The organism is Bacillus sp. FSL E2-8887 (assembly GCF_038007205.1).
Classification (GTDB): domain Bacteria; phylum Bacillota; class Bacilli; order Bacillales; family Bacillaceae_G; genus Bacillus_A; species Bacillus_A mycoides.
Genome location: NZ_JBBOWS010000001.1, coordinates 2,040,483 through 2,053,711, shown reverse-complemented (window position 1 = coordinate 2,053,711; position 13,229 = coordinate 2,040,483). Strand labels below are relative to the sequence as shown.

The following is a 13,229-nucleotide window of genomic DNA, read 5'->3' as shown; positions in this document are numbered from 1 at the left end:
TTATAAGGAGGAACGATTATGTTTGGAAAAACAGCCGGTGAAGCATTAGTGGATCTTTTAATTGACTGGGGTGTAGAACACATATATGGTATGCCTGGAGATTCCATCAATTCTATAATTGAAGCTTTAAGGAAAAAACAAGATAAAATTAAATTTATTCAAGTTCGCCATGAAGAAGCTGGCGCATTAGCAGCGGCAGCCTATGCGAAATTAACAGGAAAACTTGGTGTTTGTATGGCTATTGCAGGACCTGGAGCGATTCATTTATTAAATGGTTTATACGATGCAAAACTCGATCAAGCTCCTGTACTAGCAATTTCAGGACAAGTAGAAAGCGATTTACTCGGAACAGATTTTTTCCAAGAAGTAAACTTAGAAAGAATGTTTGATGATGTTGCGGTTTATAACCAACGAATAATGTCAGCTGAACAGTTACCTGCTGTAGTGAATCAAGCGATTCGAATGGCATATACAAAAAAAGGTGTCTCTGTTCTTACAATTCCAGATGATGTTCCAAAATTTGAAGTAAAAAATGGTGCGCGCATTACAAACTCTTCCTTTACATTACCAGAAATATTTCCGCAAGAAGAAGATTTAGCTGTAGCGAAACTCGCACTTAATGAAGCGAAAAAACCTGTTATTTTAGCCGGAAAAGGAGCTAAACATGCGAGAGAGTCTTTACTTGCATTTGCAGAACATATCGGTGCTCCAATCGTACTTACATTACCAGCTAAAGGGATTGTTCCTGATGAACACCCTCTTTGTATCGGTGGATTAGGATTAATCGGGACGAAACCTTCTTATGAAGCAATGAAGCATGCAGATACTTTAATTATGGTTGGTACTTCTTATCCGTTCACTGGTTTCTTACCCGAAAAAGCAAAAACACTTCATATTGATACAGACCCTGCACAAATCGGGAAACGTTATACGACAGATATCGGCTTAGCTGGTGATGCTGATAAAACATTAAAATGGTTAATTGAAAATGTAGAAAAACACGAGGATCATTCCTTCTTAGAGCATCATCAAGAAATGATGAAAAAGTGGGAAGAAAAATTACACACTCAAGAAGAAGATTCTTCTACTCCAATTAAACCACAACGAGTTATGCATGCACTGCAGAAAGTAGCAGAAGATGACGCAATTCTTTCAGTCGATGTCGGAAATGTAACAGTATGGACTGCAAGGCACTTCCGTATGACAAACCAGAAATTTATCATTTCTAGTTGGCTTGCAACACTTGGCTGCGGTTTACCTGGTGCACTTGCTGGACAAATTGCTTTCCCGGATAAACAAGTGTTTGCAGTTTGTGGTGACGGCGGATTCGGAATGACAATGAACGATTTCGTAACAGCTGTTAAATATAAACTACCAATCGTTGTCATTGTATTAAACAATAATAAAATTGCTATGATTAAATTTGAACAAGAAGTTATGGGAAATATCGAATTCGGTACAGACTTAACGAATCCTGATTTCGCAAAATACGCAGAGGCGTGCGGTGGTATTGGATACCGCGTCGAACAGTTAGATGACTTACTTCCTGCCTTTGAAAATGCGGTAAAACAAAGTAAACCATGCATTATTGATGTAGTTGTAGATGTAAATGAAGCACCAATGCCAGCAAAAATCACATTTGGTCAAGCAGCTGGTTATACGAAACATATGATAAAGGAATTATTTGAAGAAGGTAAGATTGATTTACCACCACTTTAAACAAAAAAGATAGCTGAAAACAATTTGTCTTCAGCTATCTTTCTTTATTTTTGTACCTCTCTATGAAATGAAAAATCATTCACGGTAGGCTGTATTTGTTTCTCTACTTTCACCTCTTCCTTCTTCTGTTTCGCTCTTCTAACATTTCCTAGTTTAATCGCATCTTGCATACTATTACTAATCAGATTTCCTGACAAAATTGTCATACTATAGAAAGCGATTGGTATAAGTACAATCCATGTATGAGTAGTTAAGTGACGGAAGTTTTGACCAATTAACCCTGTCCACTCTTTTGTTACACTATCTGCATCTATACCGCCAAAAATTATTGTTCCGCCAAAAAATAATCGCAACAAACCAAGATGCAAGAGGAGTAATAAAGTACTTACAAATTGCTGGGCTACTAATAAAAGAAATGATGGTAACATATGCGGCCATACATGGCGTCTCAACCTCTGCCACTTACTTCCGCCTAGCACAGTGGCCGCCAACATAAATTCTTCATTCTTAATACGTTTTACTTCTTGCGCCACGTACAACATAACAGTCGGTACAGCAAGGCACGCAAGAACTATAATTTGAAACGCAACCCGTAAATGAAACGGAGCAGCAGCCTCTCCACTTTCGAACATTAAAACTGCATTTAACATAAAATAGGAAATCATAATCATTGGTACAATACTAAACGGATCAAAAAAAGATGAGATTACTGGAAATGAGCGTTTACTGTACATACCAAGTAATAAACCAATAGCTCCTCCAATTACTACACGTAAAACTGCGATAACGACACTTGCACCAACTGTCCATTTCGCTCCTTCTATTATTAACTGGAACAGGTCACGGCCTTTCTCATCAGTTCCAAACCAAAATTTACTCGACGGTGAAAACGGAGCAGCCTCTAATTCTCCTTTTTCGTTATACATCATCGTTAGTTCACGAATATTCCCATCGAAAAACAGCGTATTTCCAATACTAACAATCATTAGTACACTCAAAAAAGTAACACCTAGCCAAAATCTCACATCTCTTTTTACAACTTGCCACATGTTACACACGCTCCTTTATAACATTTTGTAAAAGCGTATGTAATAAACGAAATAGTATAAAAAGCGGTACGTATAATAAAACTAAACTCACTGTAAATATTTCTAATTTTGAATTTTCTTTCACGAAAACGAACATACCGTACGTATTAAACAGCCATTCAATAATATATAAGTTTGATAACATAAATAAAATATTCGTTTTTGCATAATAGACTGTTGTTAACAGGACATTTCTTGAAATATGGTGCGTCAAAATATGTCTTAAACTTAGCCCTTTACTCTTAGCAAATATACTATAATCTTTCTCTAATTCTTCTCTGAAACGTAATAGTAGTAACTTAATAAATAATAATGTTGTAGGTAAAGTAAGACATATTATTGGTAACAGGCGAGCCCTTTCCTCTCCAAGTCCTGCAAATTTCACTGGCATAAAACCTGTCTTTTGAAAGATTATTACTACTAGAAGTTGAGATAATAAAATTAATAAAATGTCCGGAATACTTTCAAGTGCGACGAAAATCCCATTCCACATACGTTGCTTTGATTGAGAGCGCTGTAATACCCACACAACGATAAGATACGCAATGAGTAAAGATAGTATAAATGCCGAAATAAATACAAACATTGTCTCTACATAATGAATCCATATTTGTGGAAATAACTTTCTTGAATTCCGAAATCCATACGTAATTTCACCTGGTTGAAGTAACTTCTCTCCAAGAAACACAACTGTGTTCCAAAAACCGATTAAATCAATTTGTAATCCCTTAAATAAACGCGGTAGTGCCCCTAAAAATAGAATACAAATAAGCGCCGCAAATAATTGTAAACATGTAACCCCACACCACTTACCAATTCGAATGAACATAACTATTACCCCTTCTGTTTAAATGAATATTCAGAAATTAAAACTATGTATAGTACCTATACCTTTTAATAAAATAACTCCTCTCTCGACAAAACATATCGATTCTCGTCATTTCTCTGAAGTTGTATTATATCTTTCGACTATTATCCAACATTTTCCTTCTCGCTCGATTATATACTATAAAAAAGCACTTATTTTTAAAATAAGTGCTTTTTTATTTAATTTCATTTTACGAATGTATCACACAACCACTCATAAAACTTTTCCTTCTCTTCAAATTGAGGGTAATGTGCTGAGTTTTCAAAAGCTATAAATTCTTTTTGATTCGCCTCAATTCTATCAAAATACTGTTTTGCTGCATGAAATGAAGTATTATAGTCATATTTACCCATAAGAAAATAAAGCGGTAGATTCAGCTTAGTTACTTTAGTAGATAATGGATTCTTTAAATCTTTTTCTAATAAGACAGTTTGAGAATGTGATAATCCAACGTTATAACGAATTACGTCTAACAAGTTATATTCATTACTAAATAGCATCCTCATGTTATCACCATCTGGATTTTCAATGAGTCTTGATGTTCCACCATATTTCGCAACATAATTTCGCGGAGTGTATGTATCGCCATTTTTAATTTTTTCGGTTAACCCTTTTAAATAGGAAACCTCATCTGTATTCCCCGCATTTTGTGCCTGTTCAATAACATAGTTTAAGCTATCCATTTCACTTTCTACTGTATCGCTCATCTGTCCAATGCCAATATATGCTTCATATTTTTCAGGAGCTTTGTTGGCAGCCTGTATTCCAATATATGTACCATAAGAATGGCCTATTAAAATTACTTTTTCTTTGCCTAGACGTTTTGAAACGTAATCCGTCATAGCTAATAAATCCTCCACGAGTAGATCTGATGAAAGGTTAGAATAGTCTTCAAAGAAATGATACGATTTTCCACTTGCTCTTTGATCGTAATTGACAACCGTGAATTTCTCTTCCAATAAGTCTTGGTATTTTTGACCATATGGTATTTCCGAAGAACCTGGTCCACCATGAACAAAGATAATAACTGGATTACTCTTATCTTTGCCTCGTATCATAATTTCATGACCAGTTCCATTTATCTCTACTTGTTCTAATGTACTTATACTGTTTTTGACCTTTATTTGTGAGGTCCATGTAGGAAATACCAACGCTATGATTAGTAATAGTATAGTAATGACTCCGATAAGTTTTATTAATTTTTTTATCTTCCTCATACAACGTTTCCTTTCCTGTAAATTTATAAAAATATCAATTCCATCTAAATTTGTTTGTACATTATTAGTCTCCCATACACTTCTTAACTTTCCACTACATAAACCCTTAACATTTCCTTAATTTTCTATATATTCATTGCAGAAAGACTTGAAAACATCTCGCATACACGTATTTATGTATCACAAGCACAGAAAAAAGCCCTTGTTTTCATAACAAGGGCTTTTTCGTTAAACTATTTCACAACTTCTTCTTTCGGCATTACCATACCTTTATAAAGTTGGACAGTAATCCAATAATAAATGAAATAAATTACTATGAAGATTCCTATTGGCATCCACACTTTTACAAATGGGTCAACTAATATGAAACTGAATAAGTTAAGCCCTACTAAAACGTGGGAGATTCCAATAATTGCTGGGAATATAAATAAATATGAGATTTCTTTATATATACTTTTTGTTAACATACTACGTCTCACACCGATTTTTCGTAGCATTTCATAACGGCGTACATCACGAGAAGCGCCTGTTAATATTTTGAACATAAGAGAACTCGCCATCATTGCTAAAAACGCAATTCCAAGGAAAAATCCCATAAACATTGTTCCGCTCATGAAACTGTTCACGAACTGATAAGTTGTCATTTTCGTATATAATTCTACTTTTGTACCTGTTGTTTTTTCAATTTGTTCTTTTTGCCTCTTATCAATTTCTGTCAATAACGGTTTATATTTTTTCATATCATCTACTTTTGCTAATGTTACAGTATGCTCTGTTCCTTGAATTCCTTTGTAATGCTCTTCATCTGCAATTCTTACCGGTTTTCCGTTAAACTGATTATGTGTAATTTGTATCTCTCTTACAACCGCATCTTCCCAATCTTTTGGCATACGAGGAAGCTTATTCGCTACTTCAGGAGCTTCCAAAGCAGAATAGACAGGTTCAGTTAAAGGTGTAGCCACACGTTTACGAGCAGGTTCTTTTAAAGTCTTTGTATCAAAATGATCTGAAATAAGTGGGGGTTTTTCAGTTAAGTCGTTACGTAAATAATAAACCGCTTCTCCATCTACTTTATACTTATACTTGCTTTCTTCAACAATTTCCATTTCTTTTAATGCCGCTTTATCTTGTTCATTTGGATCATGAATTACGACATCATATACACGTGAGAAGTCTGTCATAATGCCTACATTCTTTTGAAACGCCATACCTGCTGTCATTGCACCTGCACCTAATGCAATTAACATCGCTACAGTGCCTAGTACCCTCGATAAACTAGTTACTCGAAAACGTAACTGTGCATAAGTAAAACTATTTAATCCCGTTTCATTTCGTTTTTTATTTCCTTTAATTTTCATTACAAAAAGTGGGAGCAACGAGCTAAAAATGAAATACGTTCCTACTGTCGTAACAATTGTCGCTATTATAAATCCTAGTTCAGCAAACATTTTTATATTCACCATAAAATAATATCCTGTACTTACTAGCAATACACCTAGTACTGTCATAATAACAGTGCGAGTCTTACTTTTCTTCACCTCATCTTGCGTTTCATCTTCACGTATTAACTCTAATTCTGTTTTACGTAATAATCGGAAACTATTCATTAAACCAGTAATGAAAAATAATATTAAGAAGAAAATAGATGTAACTAATATAGCTGGTGTGTACACAGATGCGTAATTACCTTTTGCTGAAATCTCCATTCCATTCATTAAAAAATTTCCTGCTACACTAGCAAGTACTATTCCTACTAAAATACCGATAATAATACTGACAATCCCCATACCAAAAGTCTCAATAAATAATAATTGCGCTACTTTTTTCTTTTTCGCTCCAAGCATCATGTACATACCGAGTTCTTTTCTTCTTAATGTAAGTAAAAAAGAATTGGCATATATGATGTAAAAAACTGTAATGAAAGAAAGCAATATTGCACCAACCCAAAAGACGAGCCTAATACTACTAATGAGACTATTATCTTTTGTAAATTCACTATTCATAGCCATCGTTTGGAACATGTAGAAAATGCTAATACTAATAACGAGACCAATAAGTAAAACCATATAATCCTTTAACATTTTTTTCATACTATGACGTGATAATTTGAATAACATAGTCTCGCCCCCCTTACATCGACTCAGTTGCTGAGCCCATTTGGGCAAGCACACCTAAAATATCTTGATAGAAATTTTCTCGTGTTCCTTGACGTTTTAACTCTTTATAAAGAAGTCCATCCTGTATAAATAGAATACGTTCACAATAGCTCGCACTAAATGCATCGTGTGTTACCATCAAAATACTTACATTGTGATTTTCATGTAAATCTTGCATCGCTTCTAATAAACTTTTTGCATTTTTACTATCAAGTGCTCCTGTCGGTTCATCTGCTAATACGATTGCCGGATTATGTACTAAAGCTCGTGCTGCCGCTGTTCTTTGTTTTTGTCCACCAGAAACAGCAGTCGGATATTTTGTTAAAATTTCAGTGATCCCTAATTTCGTCGCAACCCCATTTACTTTTCCAGTAATCTCACTTGACGGTACGCCTTGCAAGGAAAGTGGTAAAGCGATATTTTCATAAATTGATAAATTTTCTAGTAGATTAAAATCTTGAAAAATAAATCCTAATTTTTGAGAACGAAAATCTGATAATGCATTCCCTTTCATAGAAGTAATATTTGTGCCAGCTATTGTTACACTACCACCTGTCGCTTGATCAAGTGTACTGATCACATTTAGTAATGTCGTTTTACCGGATCCAGATGGACCCATAATCCCTACAAACTCTCCTTCTTTAATACTTAATGAAACATCCCTTAATGCTTTTGACTGATTCTCATTTCTTTTTCCATACGTTTTTTCTACACTTTCTACAGTAACTACATTTGTTGACATCTCTTTCACTCCATCCCTTTTGTATAGTATAAATTTCCCATATATTTCTTATATTTTTCTCATAAAAATTCTTAAGAATTTTTAAATTTTCCAAATGCAGATTGAGATACATAAGAAATACAAACGATTTCTCTGCTTAATATTCTCACTTTTCTAAAATCCTTTCATTCGATTTCCCTTACATTTACCTTACATTTTTGTAAGGTTAAAAAAACAAACCACTTCATAAGAGCATTTCTTTGGAATGAGAAATGCTTTTTATTGTTATCAAAATTCAAAAGATATTTCAATAACAATAATAATGAAATAAAAAACAATATATTTTTATTGCGAAACGATAAACAACATGGTAAAATCATGTTGTTATTACATAAGTGAGGTGCTTTTTATGAAACAAGTTACGACACTCTTTTTAAAGCTAGCTATTACTTTTATAGGATTCCCAGTTCTTGCATTGTGTATATTTTTGGTGCCTAAGATTGGGAATTTTGCTGGAGAATTGTATCCAGATATTGCTTATATGAAATCTCTCGTTTTAATCGATATGTACGCGGCAGTGATACCTTTTTACTTTGCTCTGTATCAAGCTTTTAAACTTTTAAGCTATATTGATAAGAACCAAGCGTTCTCGGAATTATCGGTAAAGGCTTTAAAGAATATAAAATACTGTGCCATCACGATCAGTACCTTGTACTTGCTAGGTATGCCACTCTACTATCTCATGGCAAAAAAAATTGATCCTCCAAGTTTCATACCAATCGGATTGACCATCATTTTCGCCTCTATGGTAATCGCCGTTTTTGCTGCTGTTCTCCAAAGGCTTTTACAAGAAGCTATTAATATAAAATCAGAAAATGATTTAACGGTCTGAGGTGGAGAATATGGCAATTATTATTAATATTGATGTGATGTTAGCAAAACGAAAAATGAGCGTAACGGAGCTTTCGGAGAGGGTTGGGATTACGATGGCGAATCTTTCCATTCTGAAAAATGGGAAAGCAAAAGCGGTTCGTTTTTCAACATTAGAAGCGATATGTAAGACTTTAGATTGTCAACCAGGTGATATTTTGGAGTACAAAAGCGACGAATTCACTCAATAAATACAGACAACAACTTTCTTCAACCAATGGGATTAAATAGTGAAATTAAAATGAAGGGATAGCAATTAAGCTATCCCTTCTCTGCGTTTGTTATTGTTATTTAATATATCTTTAATTACTTTAAATTCAGTATTACATATTAATGGTGTGTTTTATTATCAATCTCTATTTCCTATTTTTAATTTCCTCTTTCATACTTTCCACAAACGCATCTAGTTCAACAACTTCTGACTTCTCTTCACCATATTTCCGTACATTTACAGCTTCGCTTTCCATTTCCTTATCCCCAATAACAAGAACATACGGAACTTTTTGCATTTGCGCTTCTCTAATTTTATATCCTAACTTTTCATCTCGTATATCTCGTTCGACACGAATTCCGGCTTGTGCTAATTTATCTGCAATCCTATTTGCATATTTTTCATGCACTGCATTTGAAACTGGAATTACTTTCACTTGAACCGGTGCCACCCACGCTGGGAACGCGCCTCCAAAGTGTTCAATTAATATCGCTAAAAAGCGATCTAAAGATCCTAATACAGCGCGGTGGATTACAACCGGTCTTCTTTTTTCATTATTTTCATCTATATAATTTAAATCAAATTTTTCTGGCATTTGGAAATCAAGTTGGACTGTTCCGCACTGATGACTTCTATTTAAAGCATCTTTAATATGGAAATCAATTTTCGGACCGTAAAATGCACCGTCACCTTCATTTAATCTATATTTATAATTTAATGACTGTAATACATTTTCTAATGCCAATTCTGCTTGCTCCCATAATTTATCATCACCCATTGAATCTTCTGGACGAGTAGAAAGCTCTACTTCATACTCGAAACCAAAAGTTTTATACACATAGTCAATTTGCGCCAACACTGATTTGATTTCATCTTCAATTTGTTCTGGTGTTACAAATAAATGAGCATCATCTTGGCAGAAAGTACGAACTCTTAATAATCCGTTTAAAGCGCCACTAAATTCATGTCGATGCACTTGACCGAACTCACACATACGAATCGGTAATTCACGATAAGAATGTAATTTATTTTTAAACATAAGCATATGGCCTGGGCAATTCATCGGTTTTAACGCAAAACTTTTATGATCTACTTCTGAGAAATACATATTGTCTTTGTAATGTCCCCAGTGTCCTGACTTCTCCCATAATTCTTGATTCATCATAAATGGAGTACGCACTTCTTGATAATTGTACTCATTTTGAATTTCTCTTAAAAATGCTTCTAATTCATTGCGAATAATCTGTCCTTTTGGCAAGTAAAAGGGCATTCCCGGAGCCTCTTCCGAAAACATAAACAATTCAAGTTCACTACCTAATTTCCGATGATTTCTCTTTGCGGCCTCCTCAACAAAATGTAAATATTCTTCTAATTTTTGTTGAGAAGAGAAAGCAACACCATATATACGCTGAAGCACTTGATTGTTACTATCGCCTCGCCAATATGCACCAGAAACATGAGTTAATTGAAAAGCTTTCAAATAACCAGTAGATGGCAAATGTGGTCCTCTACATAAATCTACAAATTCACCTTGTTTATACAGTGTTACACTTTCCCCATTAGGAATTGCTTCTAAAAGCTCTAATTTCAAACTATCTTTCATTTCTTGAAACAATTCTTTTGCTTCTTCTCGAGAAACCTCAACTCGCTCTATCTTTACATTTTCATTTATAATATTTTTCATTTCTTTTTCTATTTTCGGTAAATCTTCTACGTTTACACTACTTGGAAGATCCATGTCATAATAAAATCCATTTTCAATGACTGGCCCTACACCAAGGTTTACATCACCATAAATTCTTTTTACAGCTTGCGCTAATATATGTGCCGCAGAGTGTCTTGCAATTTTTACCCCTTCATCTGAATCCATAGTAATGATTTCAACTTTCGCACTTTCTTCAATGTTTCGTCGTAAATCAAAAGACTGATCATTAACTTTTCCTGCGACTGCTTTCTTTTTCAAGCTACTACTAATTGCCCCAGCAATTTCTTCTAAAGTAATGCCTTTCACAAATTCTTTAACGCTACCATCTGGAAATTTAATTTCGATCATCTGTTCTTTCATTTTTCATCTCTCCATTTCATAATAAAAAGCACACTCATCCCTAAAATAGGGACGAGTGTGCTTTTACCCGTGGTTCCACCCAGATTCCCATCGCAAATATACAATGGCTTCTTTTACGGTAACGTCGTTTACACGGCACTAGATACTTGATTTCCCCAGTGCAGCTCTAAGGTGGTAAGTTATTTTACTGCGTTAGGAAGTTCTCAGCTTTTCTTCCTTCTCTGTATAACCGTTTAAAATAACTCGTGTCCTTTTCTTCGCTTATTATGAAATAAAATATAAAAAAGCATATTCATCCCTAGTAAATAGGGACGAATATGCTTATATTCGTGGTTCCACCCAGATTCCCATCACAAAAAACATAATGGCTTCTTTTGCGATAACGTCGCTTACACGGCACTAGATACTTGATTTCCCCAGTGCAGCTCTAAGGTGGTAAGTTATTTTACTGCGTTAGGAAGTTCTCAGCTTTCCTTCCTTCTCTGTATAACCGTTTAAAATAACTCGTGTCCTTTTCTTTGCTTTTGTAACAATTACATTTATTGTTATTTAATATATCCTATTCATTTTATTTTTACAAGTGTTAAAAATATATTTTTTATTCAAAAAAAGAAACCAAAAACATTTTTTGGTCTCTCCTTCTCTTTTTTACCAATCTTGTGGTTCGTAATTTAAGTCTGAAAATAGGCGTTTTTTCTCTTTTTTCGATAAATCTCTCCACTGTCCGACTGGTAAATTATTCAACTCAATATTCATAATTCTCGTACGTTTTAACGTGTATACTTGATAACCCAAAGCTTCACACATACGGCGAATTTGACGATTTAGCCCCTGTGTTAAAATAATTTGGAACTCATATTTTGATAACTGTGTTACTTCACAAGGAAGTGTTTTTGTATCTAAAATTTTAACACCTGCTGCCATTTTCTCTAAAAACTCCGGTGTAATCGGCTTATCTACTGAAACAATATATTCTTTCTCATGTTTGTTTTCAGCACGTAAAATCTCATTAACGATATCGCCATCATTCGTTAACAAAATTAAACCGTCTGAGTCTTTGTCGAGACGTCCGATGTGATTAATCCGTAAAGGATGATTCACTAAATCGATAATGTTACCTTTTACGGCTTTTTCACTTGTACATGTAATACCTACTGGTTTATTTAAAGCGATATACACATGGTCTCGAGCAATACGAAGTTGCTCTCCATTTACTCGTACGTCATCACCTGGATTTACTTGGTCACCAATTTTTGCAACCTTACCGTTAATAATTACTTTTCTCTCGTTAATTAACTTATCTGCTCCACGTCGAGACGCTTTTCCAGCTTCACTAATAAATTTATTGATACGCAAGTTAGGCACATCCTTTTCATAAAAAATTTCAAGCTCACACTGCTTCTACCGTACAATACAAAAGGGTAAGCCTCCTATTATAACTTAAATATATTAACATGAAAGGGTATATGACGTCTTCACTTAATTACATGTTTACACGAAAATAATTGGTCCTCTTTTCCTTTTCACCTCAAACTGTTTAGCAGTCAATAGATTAACCCTTGAATATAACATCATTTATTTACTTTTTTCATAGATAATATACCGATATAAGTTTGATTAATCATGCCTAAATAACTCACAATATGTGAAAAATAAAAAAGAACCCTTTTGAAAATAATCAAAATGGATCCTTCTTCAACTAAACGAATACTAGTTTTTATACAAAGGTGTTCAATAATTATAATCTTTGATAGAAAACATCGTTCAACAAACAAAATAATCTCGAACTCCCCTAATTTTTTACGCTTCACTATTTTCTTCACATACTCCAAAAAGAAGCCCTTGATTATCTATACAATAAGCAAAGTAACCCATATTAGGAATAGCAGTTTTAGGTACAACTACTTGTCCACCATTTTCAATAACTTTATTTATGTACTCATCAACTGAAGGTACTTCAATCGAATTAGTTGTCCTAGTAGCACCATCAGGTGATTTCATTAATCCACCATCGATACCAGGTCTATCACTCTCACCTGTAATTATGAACCAATAGTCATGTGGCCCAGGCATTTTTTCAAACTTCCATCCAAAACTATTTGTATAAAATTGAATAGCTTCTTCAGGGTTTGGGACTTGCAATTCAAATCTTAAAACTCTACTCATTTAAATATCTCCCCTCTTATTCTTGTACAAAGTAATTATACAAGAACTAATGTTCTGTATCGAATTTTTCGAAACTAGCTACTTTAAT

The 13,229-nt window shown here is 34.1% G+C and carries 11 protein-coding genes and 2 other annotated features; of the genes, 3 read left to right on the top strand and 8 right to left on the bottom strand.

Going from position 1 to position 13,229, the window contains the following annotated elements; genetic code table 11:
• Positions 1-18: 18 nt before the first annotated feature.
• The gene (locus NSQ08_RS10260) at positions 19-1,719 is read left to right on the top strand and encodes a pyruvate oxidase (protein ID WP_002136230.1); all 1,701 of its coding nucleotides are present in this window, start codon (positions 19-21) and stop codon (positions 1,717-1,719) included.
• Between the two features lie 44 nt (positions 1,720-1,763).
• On the opposite strand, the gene NSQ08_RS10255 is transcribed toward NSQ08_RS10260, so the two are convergent.
• The 5 genes from NSQ08_RS10255 to NSQ08_RS10235 all read right to left on the bottom strand — a co-directional run bounded on the left by NSQ08_RS10255 (position 1,764) and on the right by NSQ08_RS10235 (position 7,790).
• Positions 1,764-2,768 (bottom strand): ABC transporter permease, encoded by a 1,005-nt coding sequence (locus tag NSQ08_RS10255; RefSeq protein WP_061688774.1) that lies wholly within the window; start codon positions 2,766-2,768, stop codon positions 1,764-1,766.
• Position 2,769: 1 nt separating this feature from the next.
• Positions 2,770-3,636, bottom strand: coding sequence for an ABC transporter permease subunit (locus tag NSQ08_RS10250; RefSeq protein WP_002031892.1), 867 nt, complete (start codon positions 3,634-3,636; stop codon positions 2,770-2,772).
• A gap of 224 nt (positions 3,637-3,860) precedes the next feature.
• Positions 3,861-4,892: an alpha/beta fold hydrolase gene (locus NSQ08_RS10245; RefSeq protein WP_256485154.1), complete on the bottom strand. Its 1,032-nt coding sequence runs from the start codon at positions 4,890-4,892 to the stop codon at positions 3,861-3,863.
• A gap of 233 nt (positions 4,893-5,125) precedes the next feature.
• A complete protein-coding gene (locus NSQ08_RS10240) occupies positions 5,126-7,009 on the bottom strand; it encodes an ABC transporter permease (protein WP_340774236.1) in 1,884 nt (627 codons plus the stop codon).
• Between the two features lie 13 nt (positions 7,010-7,022).
• Positions 7,023-7,790, bottom strand: coding sequence for an ABC transporter ATP-binding protein (locus NSQ08_RS10235; protein ID WP_340774233.1), 768 nt, complete (start codon positions 7,788-7,790; stop codon positions 7,023-7,025).
• Positions 7,791-8,178: 388 nt separating this feature from the next.
• Between NSQ08_RS10235 and NSQ08_RS10230 the strand changes: the two genes are divergently transcribed.
• Positions 8,179-8,661: a DUF2975 domain-containing protein gene (locus tag NSQ08_RS10230; protein ID WP_016102056.1), complete on the top strand. Its 483-nt coding sequence runs from the start codon at positions 8,179-8,181 to the stop codon at positions 8,659-8,661.
• Between the two features lie 10 nt (positions 8,662-8,671).
• A complete protein-coding gene (locus NSQ08_RS10225) occupies positions 8,672-8,890 on the top strand; it encodes a helix-turn-helix domain-containing protein (protein ID WP_002141696.1) in 219 nt (72 codons plus the stop codon).
• Between the two features lie 165 nt (positions 8,891-9,055).
• Here the strand turns inward: NSQ08_RS10225 and thrS are convergent, their stop codons facing one another.
• From thrS to NSQ08_RS10205, 3 genes are all read right to left on the bottom strand, one after another.
• Entirely contained in the window at positions 9,056-10,975 is a 1,920-nt protein-coding gene (thrS, locus tag NSQ08_RS10220) for a threonine--tRNA ligase (RefSeq protein ID WP_340774225.1), read from the bottom strand.
• A 44-nt stretch (positions 10,976-11,019) separates the two neighbouring features.
• Positions 11,020-11,242: a binding site (T-box leader), on the bottom strand.
• Between the two features lie 37 nt (positions 11,243-11,279).
• Positions 11,280-11,503 (bottom strand) — a binding site (T-box leader).
• Between the two features lie 120 nt (positions 11,504-11,623).
• Entirely contained in the window at positions 11,624-12,331 is a 708-nt protein-coding gene (locus NSQ08_RS10215) for a pseudouridine synthase (protein ID WP_002085707.1), read from the bottom strand.
• A gap of 444 nt (positions 12,332-12,775) precedes the next feature.
• Positions 12,776-13,141 (bottom strand): VOC family protein, encoded by a 366-nt coding sequence (locus NSQ08_RS10205; RefSeq protein ID WP_002031902.1) that lies wholly within the window; start codon positions 13,139-13,141, stop codon positions 12,776-12,778.
• Between the last annotated feature and the right edge of the window lie 88 nt (positions 13,142-13,229).